Annotated in this window: 17 protein-coding genes; 12 read left to right on the top strand and 5 right to left on the bottom strand. The window is 60.7% G+C overall.

What is annotated here, in order from left to right; genetic code table 11:
- The first annotated feature begins 28 nt into the window (after window positions 1-28).
- The 5 genes from ACVWYU_RS05920 to ACVWYU_RS05940 all read left to right on the top strand — a co-directional run bounded on the left by ACVWYU_RS05920 (window position 29) and on the right by ACVWYU_RS05940 (window position 8,817).
- Window positions 29-2,029: a type VI secretion system Vgr family protein gene (locus tag ACVWYU_RS05920; protein WP_457372199.1), complete on the top strand. Its 2,001-nt coding sequence runs from the start codon at window positions 29-31 to the stop codon at window positions 2,027-2,029.
- Entirely contained in the window at window positions 2,026-2,892 is an 867-nt protein-coding gene (locus ACVWYU_RS05925) for a DUF4123 domain-containing protein (protein ID WP_457372200.1), read from the top strand. The genes ACVWYU_RS05920 and ACVWYU_RS05925 overlap by 4 nt, the downstream gene beginning before the upstream one ends.
- Window positions 2,889-6,488 carry a toxin VasX gene (locus ACVWYU_RS05930; protein WP_457372201.1) on the top strand — a complete coding sequence of 1,200 codons (3,600 nt, stop codon included), beginning with the start codon at window positions 2,889-2,891 and terminating at the stop codon, window positions 6,486-6,488. The genes ACVWYU_RS05925 and ACVWYU_RS05930 overlap by 4 nt, the downstream gene beginning before the upstream one ends.
- A complete protein-coding gene (locus tag ACVWYU_RS05935; protein WP_457372202.1) occupies window positions 6,478-7,608 on the top strand; it encodes a hypothetical protein in 1,131 nt (376 codons plus the stop codon). Before ACVWYU_RS05930 ends, ACVWYU_RS05935 begins: the two co-directional genes overlap by 11 nt.
- 99 nt (window positions 7,609-7,707) lie before the next feature.
- Window positions 7,708-8,817 carry a hypothetical protein gene (locus ACVWYU_RS05940; RefSeq protein WP_457372203.1) on the top strand — a complete coding sequence of 370 codons (1,110 nt, stop codon included), beginning with the start codon at window positions 7,708-7,710 and terminating at the stop codon, window positions 8,815-8,817.
- Window positions 8,818-8,984: 167 nt separating this feature from the next.
- Here the strand turns inward: ACVWYU_RS05940 and ACVWYU_RS05945 are convergent, their stop codons facing one another.
- Window positions 8,985-10,265, bottom strand: coding sequence for a serine/threonine transporter (locus ACVWYU_RS05945; protein WP_247257987.1), 1,281 nt, complete (start codon window positions 10,263-10,265; stop codon window positions 8,985-8,987).
- Window positions 10,266-10,637: 372 nt separating this feature from the next.
- Here ACVWYU_RS05945 and ACVWYU_RS05950 point away from each other — a divergent pair, with 372 nt between their 5' ends.
- The 5 genes from ACVWYU_RS05950 to ACVWYU_RS05970 all read left to right on the top strand — a co-directional run bounded on the left by ACVWYU_RS05950 (window position 10,638) and on the right by ACVWYU_RS05970 (window position 14,891).
- Window positions 10,638-11,021 carry a tautomerase family protein gene (locus ACVWYU_RS05950; RefSeq protein WP_457372204.1) on the top strand — a complete coding sequence of 128 codons (384 nt, stop codon included), beginning with the start codon at window positions 10,638-10,640 and terminating at the stop codon, window positions 11,019-11,021.
- Between the two features lie 30 nt (window positions 11,022-11,051).
- A complete protein-coding gene (locus ACVWYU_RS05955) occupies window positions 11,052-11,657 on the top strand; it encodes a TetR/AcrR family transcriptional regulator (RefSeq protein ID WP_457372205.1) in 606 nt (201 codons plus the stop codon).
- A gap of 152 nt (window positions 11,658-11,809) precedes the next feature.
- Window positions 11,810-12,775, top strand: a complete 966-nt coding sequence (locus ACVWYU_RS05960) for a 2-hydroxyacid dehydrogenase (RefSeq protein ID WP_390956359.1) — start codon at window positions 11,810-11,812, stop codon at window positions 12,773-12,775.
- A gap of 143 nt (window positions 12,776-12,918) precedes the next feature.
- Window positions 12,919-13,986, top strand: a complete 1,068-nt coding sequence (locus ACVWYU_RS05965) for a phosphotransferase family protein (protein ID WP_247257991.1) — start codon at window positions 12,919-12,921, stop codon at window positions 13,984-13,986.
- 137 nt (window positions 13,987-14,123) lie between these two features.
- Entirely contained in the window at window positions 14,124-14,891 is a 768-nt protein-coding gene (locus ACVWYU_RS05970) for an SDR family oxidoreductase (RefSeq protein ID WP_457372206.1), read from the top strand.
- A gap of 589 nt (window positions 14,892-15,480) precedes the next feature.
- On the opposite strand, the gene ACVWYU_RS05975 is transcribed toward ACVWYU_RS05970, so the two are convergent.
- Both ACVWYU_RS05975 and ACVWYU_RS05980 read right to left on the bottom strand, forming a co-directional pair.
- A complete protein-coding gene (locus ACVWYU_RS05975) occupies window positions 15,481-15,732 on the bottom strand; it encodes a DUF1652 domain-containing protein (RefSeq protein WP_090320707.1) in 252 nt (83 codons plus the stop codon).
- Between the two features lie 181 nt (window positions 15,733-15,913).
- Window positions 15,914-17,410 (bottom strand): helix-turn-helix transcriptional regulator, encoded by a 1,497-nt coding sequence (locus ACVWYU_RS05980; RefSeq protein ID WP_457372207.1) that lies wholly within the window; start codon window positions 17,408-17,410, stop codon window positions 15,914-15,916.
- Window positions 17,411-17,605: 195 nt separating this feature from the next.
- On the opposite strand from ACVWYU_RS05980, the gene ACVWYU_RS05985 reads away from it, so the two are divergent.
- Complete coding sequence (locus ACVWYU_RS05985; RefSeq protein ID WP_248916561.1) at window positions 17,606-18,040, top strand: YeeE/YedE family protein; 435 nt, start codon at window positions 17,606-17,608, stop codon at window positions 18,038-18,040.
- A gap of 2 nt (window positions 18,041-18,042) precedes the next feature.
- On the top strand, window positions 18,043-18,456 hold the full coding sequence (locus tag ACVWYU_RS05990; RefSeq protein ID WP_247258033.1) for a DUF6691 family protein: 414 nt from the start codon (window positions 18,043-18,045) through the stop codon (window positions 18,454-18,456).
- A gap of 65 nt (window positions 18,457-18,521) precedes the next feature.
- Here the strand turns inward: ACVWYU_RS05990 and ACVWYU_RS05995 are convergent, their stop codons facing one another.
- On the bottom strand, window positions 18,522-19,805 hold the full coding sequence (locus ACVWYU_RS05995; protein ID WP_457372208.1) for a Zn-dependent hydrolase: 1,284 nt from the start codon (window positions 19,803-19,805) through the stop codon (window positions 18,522-18,524).
- A gap of 142 nt (window positions 19,806-19,947) precedes the next feature.
- Window positions 19,948-21,432, bottom strand: a complete 1,485-nt coding sequence (locus tag ACVWYU_RS06000; protein WP_090320694.1) for an NCS1 family nucleobase:cation symporter-1 — start codon at window positions 21,430-21,432, stop codon at window positions 19,948-19,950.
- Window positions 21,433-21,957 lie beyond the last annotated feature (525 nt).

The following is a 21,957-nucleotide window of genomic DNA, read 5'->3' on the forward strand; positions in this document are numbered from 1 at the left end:
GTGCCTGAAAAAACAAAGGGAAATGTGAATGCTCATTGCCGGCAAACCCGTCGTTTACAGGCTCGATATCCAGGACTTCTCCCACGACTTTCAAGTGCTTGAGTTCAAGTTCACAGAGGCGCTCAACGAGACGTATGAGGTGCAACTTGAACTGGTCAGCGAACGCCGAGACCTTGATCTCGAATCGCTTTTGCACCTGTCGGCCCATCTCTCTTTCGGTCCCGACGGCAGCGGTGTTCATGGGCAGGTTTATCGCGTCGCCCAAGGCGATTCCGGCGCCCGGCTGACCCGCTACCAAATGACGCTGGTGCCGCATCTCGCCTATCTGGCGCATCGTCACAACCAGCGAATCTTTCAGCACCGGAACGTGCCGCAAATCATCGAAAGCATTCTGAGCGATCACGGAATGCAACCCAACGCCTGGCGCTTCCAGGTGAGTGCCGAGTACCCGCCCCGCCCGTACTGCGTGCAATACAACGAGTCAGATCTGGACTTCATCCACCGGTTATGCGAGGAGGAAGGCCTGCACTTTCATTTCCAGCACAACGCCGATGCTCACATTCTGGTCTTCGGTGACGACCAGACCGTCTTCCCCCTGCCTGAGGCACCGACAGCCTACGCACAAGATAGCGGCATGGTCGCCGACGCATCGGTGATCGACCGCTTCAATGTGCGCCTGGAAACCCGCACCACCCAGGTCAGCCGCCGCGACTACCACTTCGAAAAACCCAACGTGCAACTGCAGGCCGAAGCCGCCGAGGCGCGCGTGCCTGTGCTGGAGGATTACGGCTTTCCCGGGCAGTTCACCCATCGCGATCGGGGCGAGCACCTGAGCCAGCGCACCCTGGAGCGGCATCGCGCCGATTACCGTCAGGGCAACGGCCGCAGCGACCAGAGCCTGATGCGCAGTGGCAGCTACGTCGAAATCAGCGAACACCCGCGCCCCGACTGTAACGGTTTATGGTTACTGACCCGCGTAGTACACGATGGTCGACAGCCACAAGTGCTGGAGGAGGCGGCGACCTCCGTCGACGGTGATGGCTTGATTCAGGGCTACCGCAACCACTTTGTCGCCACGCCCTGGGATGTGATTTTCCGTCCCGCACTGAAACACGCCAAACCCCGGATCCCCGGCAACCAGCACGCGGTGGTGACGGGCCCGCCCGGCGAAGAAATCTACTGCGATGCCTACGGCCGGGTAAAGGTCCGGATGATGTGGGATCGTAATGGTCAACTCAATGAACGAGCCAGTTGCTGGCTGCGGGTGGCGACGGGCTGGGCCCACGACCGCTATGGCAGCGTGCAGATTCCACGGGTTGGCATGGAAGTGCTGGTGGGATTCACTGAAGGCGACCCCGATAAACCGTTCGTCCTCGGTTGCCTGCCCAATGCCGTCACCCCGGTGCCGCTGGACCTTCCGGCCGAACAGACGCGCAGCATCCTGCGCAGCCAAAGCAGCCCCGGCGGTGGCGGTTACAACGAGCTGCGGATCGAGGACAGGAAAGGCGCCGAAGAAATCGCCATTCGCGCCCAACGCGACTTTGTCCAGCATGTGCTCAACGACCAACGGGTCCAGGTCGACAACCAGCTCACTGTGGTGGTCGGCGGCATTGCCAGCCATGACCTGCGCAGCGATGAACACCACCTGACCCACGGCAATCGCCTGACCGAGCTCAAGCAGGACGATCATCTTTGGGTGCAAGGCGACCGCCATATACGTGTCGCCAGTCAGCGACTCAGCGCCAGCCAGCACGTGCACCTCGGTGCCGGCCAGCAAGTGGTCATCGATGGTGGCGCCCATGTCACGATCAAGGCCGGCGGGCATTGGTTGACGCTCGGGCCTGAAGGCATTTTCAGCAGCGTGGCGATTGTCGAAGGCGGCGCTCCGGCGGTGGGCCTGTTGGCGGAACCCCTGGTACCGGGCGCGTTGCCATTGCTGAAGGTGGCGTTCGATGCGGTTCAGCAGCGCCACGCATTGTTGTCGACCCGCGCCTCGCGCTGCCTGATCTGCGAGGCCGCCCAAGCATGAGCCTTTCGACTTCCTTGCCTGAACATCTGCCATGGGGCGAGCAGCAGGCCCTTGTGCTGCTCGATGGCGCGACGCTGAGCGACTTGCCATCGCGGATAAAACAGCTCAATCGCGCTGCACTCAACCTGCCCCTGTACGACCAGCCACCTTTTAACGCGCTGCGCGATGTCTCGCCATTGCTGGTGGCCATCGAACAGCCTGACGACGCCGTGATGCAGCTTTTCGTGCAACACGCCCCCATGGAGTGTGGTGTGCTGCTGTTCAGCCCGGCTCAACCCCATGTCGTCGCCGAACATTTAAAAAAACTGCTGACCGTGGAGTTGTCCGAAGGCCTGTCGGTGCTGCTGAGGCTGGCCGATGCCGCCGTGATGCGGGCCTTGTTGGCCAGTGCCGATCAAAGTCTGTTCGGCCCGATGTCATGGGTGGTGACGGCCGACTGCGTCAACACGGTCTGGCACAGCCATCGCCCTCGACGACCCGAATGCCCCCAGTTGTCCACCCCCTATCGACTCAGCCCGGAACAGATCGCTGCGCTGGATCAGGTGGATCATCGACGCACGCTGCTTGAACTCGACGCACATTTACTCAGCCATTTTCCCCAGTGCCACCCCGGCGACAGTCTGGCTCAGCGCTGGGCCAGGCTCGAACAGCTGGAGGTCCAGGCCTCTGCCCTCGGGCTCCAGGGGCAATCCGAGTTGTTTTATTACGCCAATGTCGTGGCCTGGCTGGAGGGCGACGACCTCGACCGGCACCCGCACATCCGCCACTTGCTCCACACGCCCTCCCTGCAATCACCCGGCGAGCGCGTCGCGCTGGCTGCGGCCCTGGCCCATCAGTGGGCGTCTGAACGAGGCCTGTCATGAACCAGCACCCCGCCAACCTCGCGGCCGCCGCCGCTTCGAAATCGCCCATCGGCGCCCCCGCTGCCTGCCCGTTGCGGCAAACCCATGTGCAACTGCTGCCGTTGCGTTACGGCCTGGTGGAAAAAAACCTCGACCCCGGCGCCAAACTGGAGATGCCCTACGCCCTCACCGCCCGCCCCCTGGGCATCCGCCTGCTGCGCGATGGCTGGCTGTACCTCATCGACAGCGCCAGCGGCGAGTTGTACGAGTACCGGGTACTCGACGGCGTCGTCAGCGCGCTGCTGCACAAAGGCAAAACGGTTTCCGAGGATCAGCGCGCGGCCATTGAGGAGCGTCCGGCGCTGATCTTTTCCCGCCAGAGCACCCTGTACGTGACCTTCGCCGAGGTGCAGTGGAGTGCCGCCAAATGCCGTCAGGTGCTGGACAGCGCCAAGGAGCGCAAGCATTTCATGCAGGCGGTCGACCTCGGGCCGGTGCATTGCCAGCTGGGCGGCGAACACTTGCTCACCGTCGCCCAGGCCCAGCAGTGGCTGGCGGAAGTGGCGAGCGGCGCAGAACCGGCCAGCGCCACGGAAACGGGCGAGGTCGAACTGCCCGCCGTGCAGGTCAGCGATGCCCCCGAGCACGAACGCGAGCCTTATCTGTGGGAGCAGCCCCGGAGTTTTCGCGCGGCACACATCGGCGAATTTCTGGGGCGGGTGCGCGCGCCTTATCAGGACGACACACTGTTTCTGCTGGTCAACGATGACCTGGGCGTGATGCGCGATCTGGCCGACTACCAGGACACCGTGGTCGGCTGGGTCGATGACTGGAGCAAGGTCGACAACAACCAGCGCGATTACCTGCTGGCCTGTTACATCGAGTCCCTGAGCCAACTCAGCGACCAGGACATCGACAGTCTGGCCAAGGCCAGCGGCCAGCCGCAGGCCAAAACCCTGTTTGCCGAACTGGAGCAGTTGCCCGAGCCGGATCGCGAGAACACCCGCCAGGCCTTGCTCGACTACCTGAACAAGGGCGGCAAGGTCGAGCCGAGCGACACCGCCGCTTCCCCGGAGCTGGAGCAACTGCGGGACAAGACCCTCGACCGCGCGCTGGAGCTGAACCGCTTTGACGGTGTCGCCCCGGACTTCACCGCCCACGATCGGGCCATGGCCGACGCGGATCGACGCTATTACACCCGTCAGTACTTCGAAGCGGTCGCCCCCGGGGACTTCGTCGAGCGGCACCTTTCGGTGCTGGTCGAGCTGGGCAAGGATCAGGACCTGCGCATGCGCAACGTGCTCGACGGCCCGGCGCTCAGCGGCAAGCGCGGGGTCAACGACCTGATCGACCGCCCGGCGATGGACGAGGCGTTGAACCGTCATCGCGACGACCTCGGCCGCTGGAACCGCCTGCTCGACCGCATCACCGCCGACCGCACGCAACTGCTGTGCGCCGGCCGTTACCATCGCTCGGCCTGGTACTACGACGCACAAGTGCCGGCGCAACTCGGCCAGGCGTTCACCGCCGAATACGCCTGCCTCAAGGACCTGTGCCGCAGCGACACGGCCGCCGAACAATGGCTCGGCTACCTGGAAGAACACCCGGAGCTGACCCGAGCGCTGTTCTACACCTTGCCGCTGCGTTTGCAATCCGAACAGGCCGGGCAGTATTCAACGCTGTTCAACGCCGGCATGGCGATGTTCAACAACCTGGCGGAGTGGCTGGCTACACTGCGGAACATCGAGCAACCGCAACTGCCGGCCCTCGACGACCTGCCCGACCCCACCCGCGCCGTCGCCGAAGCCGTGCAGCACACCTACAGCCCCGCGCTGAACCTGGGCCTGAGCCGCGTACTGGAAGGCTTCGACCTTTCAGCGGAGAAAATCCCCGACCTGGACGAACTGTTCCAGCGCCTGCCCAAGGGCCTGAAGCTGCGGCTCCTCGATGCCGCCAGAACCAGTGGCGTGACCTTCACCGTCGCCAGCCCCGCCGAACAGGCCGCCTTGCAACGGGAAATCAAGGACCTGCTCCGTGAGCGCGACTACCTGAAAACCCTGGACCGCGAACGCAACCAACTGACCCGCAACAAAAACCGCCAGGGCCACAAAACCCCACGGGCCGTGGAGTTGCAGCACGAAATCGTGCGGGTGCGGGCGCAATTGGCGCAGATCGAAGTTCGGCTGGCCAAGGCATTGAGCCCGATTCCGGAAGTGCCGGATGAGTCGGCACGGCTGTACGGCGCAACGCAGGCACGGGCTGGCGTGACGGTGATGTTTCCGTCGGCGCAGCAACAGGAATTGCGGGGGTTGTTGGGGAATATTCGGTCAGGGCTGGGTGCGGTGTCGACGGGCAGTCTGGTGAAGACCGAAGGGATGGGGTTGGTGGTGGTGTTGGTGCAGGTGGTGAATTTGGTGGGGGCCGTGCGAGAAGCTTTTAGGCAAACACGGGATAAACGTAAGTTAACGTCGTTGATTAATCCGGTGCTTTCCACAGGTGCAGCGGGATTCACTGCTGCCCAAAGTCTCTCCGACACCGCGTTGAAGGCTCGTAGTGCAAATCTCGCATTGGGTCTTCAGCACCATGCTCTGCAGAATGTGCTTGTGCAGATGGGAAAGTTGCATGTGGGATTGGGCTTCCTCACATACTTTTCAGGCTTTGTCTCCTCAATGAGCAGCCTTCACACCCAAAGAAAAAACTGGGAACAGGCGGCTCGAAGCGGCAATCGCCCTGCACAAGCCGCTGCTGCCCTAGCCACATTGGGTGCAAGCAGCATGGTCACGGCTAACGCCTATGGCTTGAGCAATACATTCCACGCCGGAATCAAGGTATTGACTGCACCAAACAGTGCCGCACGAAAAGCCGCCTGGGCCGCCGCCGGCACGCGCCTTTCCACCGTGTTCTTCCGCTTTAATCTGGCAGGCGCACTGTTCACCGTGCTTGAACTGAGTGGCTCTTGGCTGTTCAACCGCTACAACCTCAGCGCCCACGACAAATGGCTGAAAACCACCCCCTGGAGCCGGGATGCCGAAATGCGCGGCGACCACTCACTGGATGAATATCAAAGTTATCTGGCTTTCCTGATCCACGCGCCTTACGCGCAACTGGGCCCGAACCCCTACGACTCCTGGCTGAAAAACCTGCTGTTCAAAGCCAGACCCAGCGATATCCATCTGGTGCTGCCAAGAGTGACGCTGGAAACCCTTCTGCCTCCCTTTGGCGGCAAGCCGACCCATCGACTGGGTATCGGTGCCCACCGTATTTCCCTGCCCCTGCATAGCCAGGGAGCGCCACGGGAACGCAAGGAGGTAATCAGCGACGAGGTCGTAAGCAGCCTGCGCATCGTCAAATCAACCCCCGAAGGCCTGGTGCTCTGTCTTCGCTATCCGGTGAATCCTGGCGCCGAGTACACGCCAGCGAAAGAAACACTGGAACTGGCCGTCTGTATTCAGACGTTGAACGCCAAGGGCGAGTGGACGTCGCGAACACCGGTCATCCACATAGATCCCCGTGGTGAAGGGCATTTCTCGGTGGTTGCTTCCCAGCTAGTCAAAGAAAAGCCACCGGTCTTGCATGTCGAAACCGAGTTTCTGGAGCAAGCCGACCATGCCGAATAATCACGACAAGCCAGTCGGCGTGCCGCAGCTTCAACAGCCCAAAAAAGCGGGAGACATCGAACCGTTTCCAAGCGGAAAAATGACCTATCTGGCACCGCTACCCTTACCGACACCCGTGCCACCCTACGGCCCACATATTGGCGAGCTGAATGACGTTTACATGGACTTTGGTTTGGGATCGCCGCAAGTGTTTTCATGGCAAGTCATTTTGGGAGGGCCTTTGAGTGGCGCCTTAATGATTGCGTTTCTTTGTCCTGCTTTCATTGGTTGTCTTGGTTTAATTTTTGGCTACGGCGTTGCATATACGTGGGAGTTTGTAATTGATTTTTTTATTGTCATCTATCCATACGGTAATCTCGGTGCTTTTTTTAGTCTGACGATCGGTCTAGCCGTCTGGCACCACAACCACAAAAAACGCTCCACCCTCATCCCCACCCGCTTCAACCGCCAACGCCGTGAAGTCTGCTTCATGCCCGAAGGCGCCACCGACCCTGTCTTCGTCCCCTGGGAATCACTCTCCGCCTGGATCATCGAAGCCCAGGGCGCCACCCAGTACGGCATCCACCGCCAATACGGCATGGGCATCGGCTACTACCACGGTGAAACCCTCACCAGCCTCGAATTCCAGTGCGCCGGCCTGCCGCTCGCCATCAGCCATTGGGAAGCCATTCGCGGCTACATGGAATACCAAGTCAACGACCTCAAATCGATCCAGGACCTGCAAGACCTGCAAGGCCCCGACGACCCGCCCCACGAAGGCCTGCACACCTTCCGCAACGCCCGCGCGCGCATGCACCAGCAGATCCGCGACGGCTCGCGCAGTCGAACATCCGGCTTCTTCTGGTACCTGTACCACGTGATGACCTTGTGGACGATTCCCAACCGTCTCGTCGAATGGGAAGTGCGCCGCCTCGAAGCAATCGGCAAACAGGCCCTGCCCGACGCCATGCGTGAATGGTCAGAACCGCTGCCGGAAAATCAATGGGCCAAGCCGAGTGAGGAATTGTTGCGGCTGAGTGAACAGGTGCGGCAGCTGCAAAAGCGCCAGCCGCGACGGCCCATCACCGAGATTTTTGCCGAAGTACAGCGCTCGCCCTCCACCGGAAAACGTCGCGCATGAGTGGTTTTTCAGAGGTGCTCAGCGGGTTTGCTGCCCACCAGAAAGAACAAGGACGTCCGGTTTTGCACATCGAAACCGAGTTTCTGGAGCAAACCAAACATGCCGAATAATCACGACAAGCCAGTCGGCGCTGCGCAGCATCAACAGCCCAAAAAAGCGGGAGACATCGAACCGTTTCCCAGCGGGAAAATGACCTATCTGGCACCGCTACCGTTGCCGACACCATTTCCACCCTACGGCCCGCATATCGGCGAGCTGAATGACGTTTACATGGATTTTGGGTTAGGTTCGCCGCAAGTGTTTTCATGGCAAGTAATATTGGGAGGGCCATTAAGCATCGCTTGCTCAGTTGCCTTTCTCTTTCCCCTGTTAGGCGGCTTTCTTGGGTTAATGTTTGGAGATGGTTGGGAAACCAGTTGGATCTACGTAGAAGAGATCTTCGAGGAAACTAAAGGGCTCGCATTGGAGACTGGTTTTCCTATTCTGCTCATCGGCCTGGGAGTCTGGCACCACAACCACAAAAAACGCTCCACCCTCATCCCCACCCGCTTCAACCGCCAACGCCGCGAAGTCTGCTTCATGCCTGAAGGGACGACCGAGCCCGTCTTCGTCCCCTGGGAATCCCTCTCCGCCTGGGTTATCGAAGCCCAGGGCGCCACCCAGTACGGCATCCACCGCCAGTACGGCATGGGCATCGGTTTCCACCACGGCGAAACCCTTACCAGCCTCGAATTCCAGTGCGCCGGCCTGCCCCTGGCCATCAGCCATTGGGAAGCCATTCGCGGCTACATGGTATACCAAGTCAACGACCTCAAATCCATCCAGGACCTGCAAGACCTGCAAGGCCCCGACGACCCGCCCCACGAAGGCCTGCACACCTTCCGCAACGCCCGCGCGCGCATGCACCAACAGATCCGCGACGGCTCGCGCAGTCGAACATCCGGCTTCTTCTGGTACCTGTACCACGTGATGACCTTGTGGACGATTCCCAACCGTCTCGTCGAATGGGAAGTGCGCCGCCTCGAACAAATCGGCAAACAGGCCCTGCCCGACGTCATGCGCGAATGGTCGGAGCCGCTGCCGCAAGAGCAATGGGCCAAGCCGAGTGAAGAGTTGCTGCGGCTGAGTGAACAGGTGCGGCAGTTGCAAAAGCGCCAGCCGCGACGGCCCATCACCGAGATTTTTGCTCAAGTGCAACGAGGACTGTAAGTAGAAGGATGAAGCGGTTTTGGCGAGGGGTTTCGGTGGGTCAGGTGACAGCGGATTTTCACTTCCCTGCTTTAATCAGAAGCAAAAATCGCAGCCTCTGACAGTGTCCGGGAGAAAACACCGTTTCTCCGGAAGCTGCCCAAGGCTGCGATCTCTTGATCTTTAAATCACGCCATCAGTGAGTAGATGAGAGCCGTAATTGCCACCAGCCCCACCGCCACCACGAATACGTTGGACGCCTGGCCGCGATAGCGCGCCATGGCCGGTACCTTGCGGATTGCGTACATCGGCATCAGGAACAGGATTGCCGCGATGACCGGGCCGCCGAGGGTTTCGATCATGCCGAGGATGCTCGGGTTGAGGGTGGCGACGATCCAGCACACCACCAGCATGAACGCCGCGACGATGCGGTCCAGCGCCTTGGCGCCCGGGCGTTTGCCGCTCTTGACGATCAGGCCTTTTAAGCCTTCGCTGGCGCCGATGTAGTGGCCCAGAAACGACTTGGAAATGGCCACGAAGGCAATCAACGGTGCCGCGAAGGCGATGGTCGGGTTGCTGAAGTGGTTGGCCAGGTACGACAGGATCGACAGGTTCTGCGCCTTGGCCTCGGCCAGTTGCGCCGGGGACAGGGTCAGCACGCAGCTGAAGACGAAGAACAGCACCATCACCACCATCAAGGCGTGGGCGCGGGAGAGGATCTGCGAGCTGCGCTCTTCGGCGTGTTCACCGTAACGACGCTTCTGATCGACCGCGAACGCCGAGATGATCGGCGAGTGGTTGAACGAAAACACCATCACCGGAATCGCCAGCCACAGGGTGTGCAGCAACGCCGACGGCGCAGGCAGGGTGCTGGCCGTGGTCAGGATGCCGCCGTTCCAGTGTGGAATCAGGAACACCGCCAAAAACAGCAAGGCGACGATGAACGGATACACCATCAGGCTCATGGCCTTGACGATCATCTGCTCGCCACAGCGCACAACCGCCAGCAGGCCGAGGATCAGCACCAGCGACAGCACCGCCCGCGGTGGCGGCATGATGTGCAGTTGATGCTCCAGGAAGCTGCCTACGGTGTTGGTCAGCGCCACGCTGTAGATCAGCAGGATCGGGAAAATCGCGAAGAAGTACAGCAGGGTAATCAACGCGCCGGCCTTGATGCCGAAATGCTGCTCTACCACTTCGGTGATGTCCGCGCCTTCACGCCCGGACAGCACGAAACGGGTCAGGCCACGGTGCGCATAGAAAGTCATCGGGAATGCCAGCAGTGCCAGCACCAGCAACGGCCAGAAGCCGCCCAGGCCCGCGTTGATTGGTAAAAACAGGGTACCTGCACCAATCGCCGTGCCAAACAGGCCAAGCATCCAGGTGGTGTCTTGGCGATTCCAGCTCGAAAGGGTCGCTGGTGTCGCGTCTACATAGCGTTCGTTAACGCTATTGGCCTGATCATTCATCCGGTGGGATCTCCACATTCCGGTCACTTGCCACCCGGTCAGAACGCGTCGGAGTACCCGACAGGCAGCGCCCTGGCCGAAACAGGGGCGCGATTGTCCGGGATTAGTGAACAGAAGCAAAGACTTAGGTGAGGAACGGTGGTACCAACTGGGTGAGATTGCACAATATATTCCCCCGTGTGGGAGCCAGCCTGCTCGCGATGGCGGTGCCTCAGACACCACCCTTTCTGTATGTTCGATCGCTATCGCGAGCAGGCTCGCTCCCACAGGGTTTGTACATCGGCGTTTCATCGCCAAAGCACAATCCCCGCTTGATAAAGGTCCGCCATCATGTATTTATGATCAAACCTGTTCCTCTCCCGGAGCCTTCCCATGCCACTGGTTCGCGTCGACATCAAAAAGCAGCAGGACCCCAGCTACGCCAAACGTATCGGCCAACTGATCTACGCCGCCATGCGCAGCAGCATTGGCGTGCCGGAGGACGATAACTTCCAGATCCTCGCCGAACACGACGAACAGCACTTCATCTTTGATCCCGGATACCTGGGCATCCCGCGCAGCGACAAGCTGGTCATCATTCAGATCACCCTGAGCGAAGGCCGCACCGTCGAGCAGAAAAAACTGCTCTACAAAACCATCGCCGAGAGCCTGAACGCGGAACTGGCGGTGCGCCTGGAAGACGTTTTCATTAATCTGGTGGAAGTGAAGAAAGAAAACTGGTCGTTTGGCAACGGCGTTGCCCAGTACGCCCTCTGATTTTTGCAATTCAATTTCTGTGAGCATCCCATGCCCCGAGTCTCCCGCAAGCAAGCCGACCTGAACCGCGAAATCATCGTCGAGGCGGCCACGCGGCTGTTTCGCGAGCGCGGCCTGCACGGGATCAGCGTCGTCGATGTGATGGGCGCGGCGGGGCTGACCCATGGCGGGTTCTATGGTCATTTTGAATCGAAGGAGGCACTGGCCGTTGAAGCCAGTGGCCGGGCTTTCGAACAAGCCGCCGGCCGCTGGCGGGAGTGGATTGTGGCGGCCGAGGACCACGCCGCCGCACGCCGCGCCTTGATCGAGCCCTACCTGTCGACCACCAGCCGCGACAACCCGGGGGACAGCTGCCCGGTGGTGGCGTTTGCCGGCGACATGTGCCACGAGTCCGCCGACAGCGCCCTGCGCGAGACCTTCATCGGCGGTCTGAACCGGTTGTTCGATACCCTGGCCAACCTGATGGACTCAAGCGACGCGGCGAGCAACCGCCAACAGGCGCTGGTGCAGTATTCGCTGATGGTCGGTGCCTTGACGCTGGCCCGCGCCACCCGTGGCGACGCCCTGTCGGATGAAATACTGGAGGCGGCCAAGGGCTTTCTCGGCGCGGCGCCCGCATCCCCTGCCCCACGCTGAATGCTGCTTCCCCACAGAAAACCCTCGCTTGCCGCGCCAGCTCCTACACTGAGTGACGCGGCACCGATGTTGCTTGTTGCCAGGACGTCCGGCAACCAGCCATCTCAACCGATGTTCGAGCCCGATATTCCGATGCCCACAGGGAGCCAAGCATGCCTGCAACCGTTCTGGTACTGGTCGAAACCATCAATGATTATCTGCCCATCCTCGAACATCAGGGCTTTCACCTGATATTGGCGCCTACGCCTGCCGAACGCGCCGAGGCCATCACCCGGCACAGCGGCCAGATCAACGCGGTCCTGACCCGCGGCCCCTTAGGCCTGTATGCCGATGAAATCGCCGCCCTGCCCAATCTGAAGATCATTTGCGTGATCGGCGCCGGTTATGAGCACGTCGACCTGCAAGCGGCGGCCGACCGCGGCATCACCGTCACCAATGGCGCCGGGGTCAACGCCTCTTCAGTGGCGGACCATGCCATGGCCTTGCTGCTGTCACTGGTGCGCGACATCCCGCGCTGCGACGCCGCTGTGCGTCGGGGCGAGTGGCCGAAAATCATGCGCCCTTCCCTGGCCGGCAAGCGCCTGGGCATCCTCGGCCTCGGCGCCGTCGGCATGGCCATCGCCAAACGCGCCGCCAACGGCTTCGACATGAGCGTGAGCTACCACAACCGGCAACATCGCAGCGACGTGCCCTACAGCTTCTGCTCCACCCCCACCGAACTGGCGCGCGCCTCGGACTTTTTGATCATCGCCACCCCCGGAGGCCTGGCCACCAAACACCTGATCAACCGCCAGGTGCTCGACGCCCTTGGCCCCAAGGGGTTCGTCGTCAACATTGCCCGCGCCAGCGTGGTGGTCACCGCCGATCTGATCAGTGCCCTGGAACAACGCCGCATCGCCGGCGCGGCACTGGATGTCTTCGATGCCGAGCCTCAAGTGCCGGATGCACTGAAGTCGCTGACCAATGTGGTGCTGACCCCGCACGTCGCCGGATTGTCCCCGGAAGCGACCCAGGGCACCGTCGAACTGGTGGGCCGCAACCTCGTGGCGTTCTTTTCCGGGCAACCGGTGCTCACCCCGGTTGAACTGCCGAGCCGCCTCAGCAATGCGGTCCTGTAGGACAATTCAAACAGGTGTATCAAACTCAATGATTGCCCGGCAACACGCTCACCAATAAGGGCGGTTCGTGGTTGTGGGGGCCGGGTGAGCGCATTAGATTAGCCAATAGTTTCAGGCCTCCAGAATAAGCAGAAGGGATAAGCATGGCGCTTACTGACCAGTCCACTCGTATCCGCACCGGCGAAGAACTCGATGCCAGCCTGATCGATCCATACCTCAAGGCGCACATTCCGGGCCTCAGCGGCTTGCCGCAGATCAGCCAGTTCCCTGGCGGTGCCTCGAACCTCACCTACCTGCTGGAATACCCCGAACAGGAGTTCGTCCTGCGTCGCCCGCCCTTCGGCCACAAAGCCAAGTCCGCCCATGACATGGGTCGCGAGTTTCGCATTCTCAACCAGCTTCGCGAGGGTTTTCCCTACTGCCCCAAGGCTTACGTGCACTGCACCGATGAATCGGTGATCGGTGCCGAGTTCTATGTGATGGAACGGGTCAAGGGGATCATCCTGCGCTCCGAGCTGCCGCCGGAGCTGGGCCTGGATTCGGCGAAAACCGAAGCCTTGTGCAAGAGTTTCATCGACAAGTTCGTCGAACTGCACCGGGTCGACTACAACGCTTACGGCCTGGGCGATCTTGGCAAGCCCGAAGGTTACGTGGCGCGCCAGATCAAAGGCTGGAGCGACCGCTACGAGAAAGCCCTGACGCCCGACGCGCCCCAGTGGCAAGCGGTCAAAGCCTGGCTCAACGACAAGATGCCGGCCGATCACCCGACGTCCAGCATCGTCCACAACGACTACCGTTTCGACAACGTGATCCTCGATCCGAACAACCCGATGCAGATCATCGGTGTGCTCGACTGGGAACTGACCACCCTCGGCGACCCGTTGATGGACCTGGGCAATACCCTCGCCTACTGGATCGAAGCCGGTGACCCGGCGCCGGTGCAACTGATGCGTCGCCAGCCGAGCCACGCGCCCGGCATGCTGACCCGCCGGGCGTTCGTCGATTACTACGCCGAGCGCTCCGGCATCCGGATCGACAACTTCGATTTCTACTACACCTACGGCCTGTTCCGCCTGGCCGGCATCGTGCAGCAGATCTACTACCGCTTCTACCATGGCCAGACCCAGGACAAACGCTTCGCGCAGTTCATTCACATGAACAAACTGCTGGAGCAGATGAGCCTGCAGGTCATCCAGAAATCCAGCCTGTGACCTTACGCGATCCCTGTAGGAGCGAGCCTGCTCGCGAAGATCGTGAACGATAACGCGCAGTGACTGGCCTCAACTGAACAGCATTGGCTGCAACCCGGCATTTGACTCGATAACAAGATTTTTTATAGGGGAATCCCATGTCCAAGACCCAGTTGTTCGACCTCGATGGCAAGATTGCTTTCGTTTCCGGCGCCAGCCGTGGCATCGGTGAAGCCATCGCCAAGCTGCTGGCGCAGCAAGGCGCCCATGTGATCGTTTCGAGCCGCAAACTCGAGGGCTGCCAGCACGTGGCCGACGCGATCATCGCCGCGGGCGGCAAGGCCACCGCCATCGCCTGCCACATCGGTGAAATGGAGCAGATCAGCCAGGTCTTCGCCGCCATCAAGGAGCAATTCGGGCGCCTGGACATTCTGGTCAACAACGCGGCGACCAACCCGCAGTTCTGCAACGTACTGGACACCGACCTCAGCGCCTTCCAGAAAACCGTCGACGTGAACATTCGCGGCTACTTCTTCATGTCGGTGGAAGCCGGCAAGCTGATGCGTGAAAACGGCGGCGGCAGCATCATCAACGTTGCCTCGATCAACGGCGTCTCGCCGGGGATCTTCCAGGGCATCTACTCGGTGACCAAGGCTGCCGTGATCAACATGACCAAGGTGTTCGCCAAGGAATGTGCGCCGTTCGGTATCCGCTGCAACGCCCTGCTGCCGGGCCTGACCGACACCAAGTTCGCTTCGGCGCTGGTGAAGAACGAGGCCATCCTCAATACCGCCCTGGCACAGATTCCGCTGAAGCGCGTGGCCGACCCGAGCGAAATGGCCGGCGCCGTGCTTTATCTGGCGAGCGATGCGTCGAGCTATACCACCGGTATTTCTCTGAACGTAGACGGCGGTTTCCTGTCCTGATTCCGGTTTTGGCGGAGGCGCAAAGGGCAGTCTTTGGGACCAATACCCTTCAGTTAAGGACGAACTCCGTCTCTGTGGCGAGGGTGCTTGCTCCCGCTGGACTGCGCAGCAGTCCCGTTTTGGGGGCCGCTTCGCGCCCCAGCGGGAGCAAGCTCCCTCGCCACAGTTTCAGTGTCCCGCTTAACTTTTCGGCAGTCCTTGGGACTGCCTTTTTTATGCCCGCGTTACTGCGTCACGCAACGGGTGGTCGTCGTCACCCGAGTCACCTCGCCTTCAGCCCTCGCATCGCCCATGACATCGGTTTTATCCAGGGTCTGGCAGGTGCGTTCAGGGGGTGGAGGCGGTGCGGCGGGAGGTGGAGGTGGCGGACTGGCACAGCCGCCGAGAATGATGGCGCAAAGTACGAGCGACATTGGAGCAAAAACGCGTTTCCCAAGACTGTTCATAGGATGACCCGCGAGAAAGGATGTACACATGGGTGTGACAACAAAACACCGCCCTAAAGTTCACGGGGCAGGTGCAGAAATATCACTTTTATAGATTTTCCATCGCGTAATCAGCCGTTCAGGCAGGGGAAACCTGGCAATTCCTACACCACCGGGTCGGGGCGCTGCAGGCTGTTGCTCTCCAGTTCATAACGCAACTCTTCAATGAGCGCCGCGATCGATTCGGGCGTCTGCAGCCTCGTCATGTTCAAACCGCTGACCACCAGATCAACTTGTCCGGTCACCGGGTGATAGAGCTTGATGGTCAACGAATGATCGCCTGTGACTGCGCACTCACAGGCCAAGGGTGAAAAGGCCCACTCAAGCTGCGTGCGCAATTGCGCCAGGTAAATCATTGCGATGGCCCTCGGCGGCAAGCGACTGTGCAGGTAAAACGTTCGGGGTGCATGGCTGATCCTTTAGCGACTTCGAGGCGTGCGAATGATCCGAAATAGTCATTCGCACGTGCTCAGCCTAAGGCTTGCCACTTGTACGCCAGAACGTGAATTTGCACCTTGCCGACTAGTGCATTTGCACCTACCGCTGACCCTTTTGCCTCCATGCACTGGAAAACAACCCACGCTCGCGCGCCCAGACAATCGCTTCGCTGCGACTGTGTACATCGAGCTTGGAATAGACCGTCGCCACATGATTGCGCACCGTGTTCGGTGCCAGCTTCAGGCGCGCGGCGATTTCCTTGTCGGCCAGGCCTTCGCAGATCAGTTCCAGCACATCGCGCTCCCTGGCCGTCAGGTCAGTGAAAGACACGCTGGGCAACTGCGGCGAGTTGACGTGTTTCACGTTGGCGAGCTTTTCGATCAGCGTGCGACTGAACCAGGAGGCATCTTTCATCACCTCTTCAATGGCCGTCACCAGCTCCAGCTCGGTGCGCTTGCGCTCGGTGATGTCCATCAGCACCAGCAGGTAGCAAGCGCTGTCCTGAATGTTCACGGTGTCGGCGGAAACCGCGCAATCCATCAGTTGGGTGTCTTTTTTTCGCACGCGAACATCAATGCGATCCAGGCGCCCGGTTTTCTCCAGGGCGCTGAACAGTTTTGTCCTCGCGCCTTTGTCGTGGATGAAGTCGATTTCGGCGATAGTCCTGCCCTGCACTTCCTCGCGGGGATACGCGAGGGTCTCGAGGAACGCCTCGTTCACATCCATCACCACCTGGTCGCTGGCGCTGCACACCAGGATCGGCACCGGCGTCAGGCCAAAGGCCTTGGCGAAGCGTTCCTCACTCTGGCGCAGGGCAACTTCAGCCTTGCGCCGCGGCTCCACGTCGACGAAGGAAAACAGCATGCAGGGTTCGTCGTTGAGCTCAAGCGGCTGGCCGGCGACGATCACCTGCTTGCTTGCCCCATCGGCCACGCGCAGTTCGGCCTGCATTTGCGGAATGGTCGCGCCTTCGCGCAAACGCTGCTTCGCCAGATCCTTGTTCTGCGCCTGATCCAGCACGTCCAGTTCATAGGTGGAGCTGCCGATCACCTGATCACGGGAATAACCGGTCATTTCGAGGAAGCCGGGGTTGACCTTGATGTAGCGCAGATCACTGAGCCGGCAGATCACCGCCGGGGCCGGGTTGGCGGCGAAGGTTTTCTCGAAGCGTTGCTCGGCACTGGCCCACTCGGTGACATCGTCCATGATCAGCACCAACGACTCCGGCTCACCGTGGCTGTCGGTGACCACCAGGCTGCGCACCTTGTGCACCCAGGTGCGCTCTTCGTCATCAACCGGGGTCAGCTCGACCAACACATCGCTGAAGGTCTCGCCACGGGCGACACGGCTGATCGGGTAATTGGCCACCGGCACCGGGTGATTGTTGCGATAACGCAAGGCAAAGCGTCGGGCGTACTCCTTGGCGTTCGCCCCCAGATCACCGATCCGTTCGATGCCGTGCATGGCCAACGCGGCGTCATTGGCCCAGACAATGGCCTGGTCGAGATCGAGCAGAATCACCCCATCGGACAGGCCGGTGATGATCTGCTGCAACTGGCGGCGGCTGGTTTCTGTGGTCAGGACGTCTTGGCTCATTGCATCTCCCTACGTACGACGGAGCGATTGCGCTCCTGTGAAAAGTACGACCGCCGGAGCCTGCAATCGTGCGAAGTTCCTGCGGGCCTGCGGCAAGGAAACTGTGGAGTGCGAGCTTGTCTCAGATAGCGTGTTCGTCCTTAACAGAACAGAATGAGTGGTGTAATGCGCTTTTCACCCTTCAGGAGCGTCGCCATGATGTTTGACTCGCTTCACTTCACGCCGTTTTCCGCCCTGGCCGGAGGCGCGCTGATCGGCCTGGCCGCCAGCGTACTGGTCGTGGCCAACGGACGGATTGCCGGAATCAGCGGGTTGCTGGGCAGCCTGCTGGAGCGCAATGACTCGGCGTGGGGCGAAAAGGCCCTGTTCATACTCGGACTCCTGGCTGCGCCTGTGTTGTGGGCGTTGTTTCACGAGTGGCCGGCCATTGAATTCAAAACCGGGCCGCTGGGGCTGATCATCGCCGGATTGTGCGTCGGCATCGGCACTCGGTACGGTTCCGGCTGTACCAGCGGCCACGGCGTGTGCGGCATCTCGCGCCTGTCACCGCGCTCGATCGTCGCCACATTGAGCTTCATGTTCAGTGGTTTTGTGACGGTGTACATCCTGCGTCACGTGCTGGGGTTTTGATGATGCGCAAACTGAGCGCTTTTCTCGCCGGGCTCTTGTTCGGCATCGGCCTGTTACTGGCCGGCATGGCCAACCCGGCCAAAGTGCTGGGCTTTCTGGACATTGCCGGGACCTGGGACCCTTCCCTGGCGCTGGTCATGTTTGGCGCGATTGCCGTTGCCTGGGCACCCTTTCATTGGGCCATGAAGCAATCGACGTCCTGGCTCGGAGCCCCCATGCAGTTGCCGGTCAGCCGCGAACTGGACCGACGCCTGATCGGCGGCAGCCTGTTGTTCGGCGTCGGCTGGGGCATTGCGGGTATCTGTCCGGGCCCGGCATTGGTGTTACTGCCGACGGGGCATTGGCAGGCGTGGGTCTTCATGATCGCCATGTTGACCGGGATGCTGATTTTCAGAGCGCGACAAGCACGCCTTTGAATCCCCCGTGAATCGAGATCGCAGCCATCAGCGGTGCCTGGTCGATGGCTGCGATCTCCTGCACCTCAAGCCGCCAATTGCCCATTGGCGATCGCCGCCGACGCCGCCAGCATGGCCCGCAACAACACCGCACAACCGGCCGCCAGGTCATCCGGCGCGGCGTTTTCGATTTCGTTGTGGCTGATACCCCCTTCGCAAGGTACGAAGATCATGCCGGCAGGTCCGAGTTCGGCGAGGAAGATCGCGTCGTGCCCTGCTCCACTGACGATGTCCATGTGCGACAGGCCCAATCCTTGCGCCGCACCGCGTACCGCTTCTACACACCCCTTGTCGAAGTACAGCGGTGGGAAGTCGGCGGTCGGGGTGAGTTCGTAGGTCAGGCCGTGTTCTTCGCACGTGGTTTCGATGACTTCACGGACTTCGGCAATCATCGAGTCCAGCCGCGCCGGTTCGAGATGGCGGAAGTCCAGGGTCATGCGCACTTCGCCGGGAATGACGTTGCGTGAACCGGGATAGGCTTGCAGGCAACCGACCGTGCCGCAGGCATGGGGTTGATGGCCGAGGGCGGCGCGATTCACCGCGCCGACGATCACCGAGGCGCCGACCAGGGCGTCCTTGCGCAGGTGCATCGGCGTCGGGCCGGCATGGGCTTCGACACCGCGCAGTTTCAGGTCGAACCATTTCTGCCCGAGGGCGCCCATGACCACACCAATGGTCTTGCGCTCGTCCTCGAGTATCGGGCCTTGCTCGATGTGTGCTTCGAAATACGCGCCCACCGCGTGACCGCTGACCGCGCGCGGCCCGGCGTAACCAATGGCATTCAACGCCTCGCCCACGGTGACGCCCTCGGCATCGACCTTGGCCAGGGTTTCCTCAAGGGTGAATTTTTCCGCGAACACCCCGGAGCCCATCATGCAAGGGGCGAAACGCGAGCCTTCTTCGTTGGTCCAGACCACCACTTCCAGCGGCGCTTCGGTTTCCACGCCCAGGTCATTGAGGGTGCGCAGTACTTCGACCCCGGCCAGCACGCCGAAGCAGCCGTCGAATTTGCCGCCGGTGGGCTGGGTGTCGATGTGGCTGCCGGTCATCACCGGCGGCAGGTTCGGGTTGCGCCCGGGACGGCGGGCGAAGATGTTGCCGACGGCGTCGATGCTGACGGTGCAGCCCGCCTCTTCACACCATCTGACGAACATATCCCGGGCCTGGCGATCGAGGTCGGTCAGGGCCAGGCGACAGACACCGCCCTTGACCGTGGCGCCGAGCCTGGCCAGTTCCATGAGCGACTGCCACAGTCGGTCGCGGTTGATGTGCTGATGGGTGGACTGCAGAACGTCTACAGCAGCGTTCATGGTGATCTCCTCAGGCAGTTCTTATGGTTTCTGTCAGGCATTTCGTCGGTGTATTTGAGGCCGTCATCGCGAGCAGGCTCGCTCCCACAGGGGTAACGCGTACCCAATGTGGGAGCGAGCCTGCTCGCGATAGGGCCAGCCGCTACACCGCCGATTTCACGGCAGACGGCTGCGCCCGCATCGAGCACAACCCGTAGTAAATCAACCCGCCCAGGGCCGAGCCGGTGAACCAGCCGTAGCTGTAGAACCAGCTGAAGGCATCGCTGCCCAACGACAGCAGCGTCAGCACCACCGGCACCCCGAACGCCAGGAACCCGCTCCAGTTCCAGGCCGGATACACGTCGTCGCGGTACAGGCCGGCGAGATCCAGTTGCTGTTTCTTGATCAGGAAATAGTCCACCACCATGATCCCGGCAATCGGCCCCAGCAGGCTGGAGTAACCCAGCAACCAGTTGGAATAGACGGTTTCCAGGCTCACGTCAGAAACGATCAGGCCGAGCTTTTTCAGCAGTTCATGGGCCATCAGCGCCAGGCCGACAAACCCGGTCAGCAGCACGGCCTTGGTGCGGTTGATGACCTTGGGCGCGATGTTCTGGAAGTCGTTGGTCGGCGAAACGATGTTGGCCGCGGTGTTGGTGGACAAGGTGGCGATGATGATCAGCGCCATGGCCACCGCGACCCAGACCGGGCTCTGGATATGGCCGATCAGCGTCACCGGATCGGAGACGGTCACGCCCACCAGTTTGACCGACGCGGCGGTCATCACCACGCCCAGCGAGGCGAACAGGAACATGGTCAGCGGCAAACCGATGATCTGCCCGACGATCTGGTCCTTCTGGCTTTTCGCGTAGCGGCTGAAGTCCGGGATGTTCAGCGACAGCGTGGCCCAGAAACCGACCATCGCGGTCAACCCGGCGGCGAAATAACTGACCACGCTGGCGCCCTCTGGACGCTTGGCCGGAATTGCCAGCAGTTCCGTCATCGACACATTGGGCATCGCCCACACCAGCAGCCCTGCGCCTACCGCCACCAGCAAAGGCGCAGACAGGGTTTCCAGCCATTTGATCGACTCGGCGCCACGAATCACCACCCACAGGTTCAGCGCCCAGAACATCATGAAGCCAATGACTTCGCCGGTGCCACCCAGGGATTTCCAGCCGTCGAACACCGAGCCCAGGAACAGGTGAATCGCCAGGCCGCCGAACATGGTCTGGATGCCGAACCAGCCGCAGGCCACCAGGGCGCGGATCAGACACGGAATGTTGGAACCGAGGACGCCGAAGGACGAGCGCAGCAACACCGGAAACGGGATGCCGTACTTGGTGCCGGGAAAGGCGTTCAGGGTCAGCGGGATCAACACGATGATGTTGGCAAACAGGATCGCCAGCAGCGCTTCGCCGACGGTCAGGCCGAAGTACGCCGTCAGCACGCCGCCCAGGGTGTAGGTCGGCACGCAAATCGACATGCCGACCCACAAGGCCGTGATGTGCCATTTGTTCCAGGTTCGTTCGCGCACCTTGGTCGGTGCCATGTCGTGGTTGTATCGGGGACTGTCGAGGACATCGCTGCCGGCCTCCAACTCAAACAAGCCGTCGCGCTCGGTCACTTGCGATCTGATCTGTTGCATGGCCGCTCCATTGTTGTTTTGTTTTGCTCATCGGGGCTGGCGACTTCAATAAACGTGCCGCGTACCCCGTTTGCGCATCGGGCAGTTCCATAAACATTTTGTAAGCAACTGATGTTTATCAGTTTTATTTATTCAACCCTTCGGTCTTCGCTGACGTGCCGGACCATTCAAGGCAAATGCCAGGCAAGTTGTCCAAACAGTCAGGACTCAATCTGGTGCGCGAATCTTTTTTTAAACGTTGCGCGTCAACCATAGACCATCGTCAAACAGCTGATTTCACATAGGAAATCTTGACCATATTTCTATCCTGTCAAGTGCGTCAAAATGGTGAGAGGCCTCACCATTTTGGTGATTTTCATTTTTTATCTTTATATATCAACAACTTAAAACAGCTATAAGCTTATAAAAAATATTCTTGCCGATTCCCATAACACCAGCTAGCGTTTATTCCTGACAGCGATGACAGGAATACACCTGTTGCAACTCGCTTCATATAAAAACATTTAGAGCCGGCACCAGCCGGTC

Source organism: Pseudomonas sp. TE12234 (genome assembly GCF_054061835.1).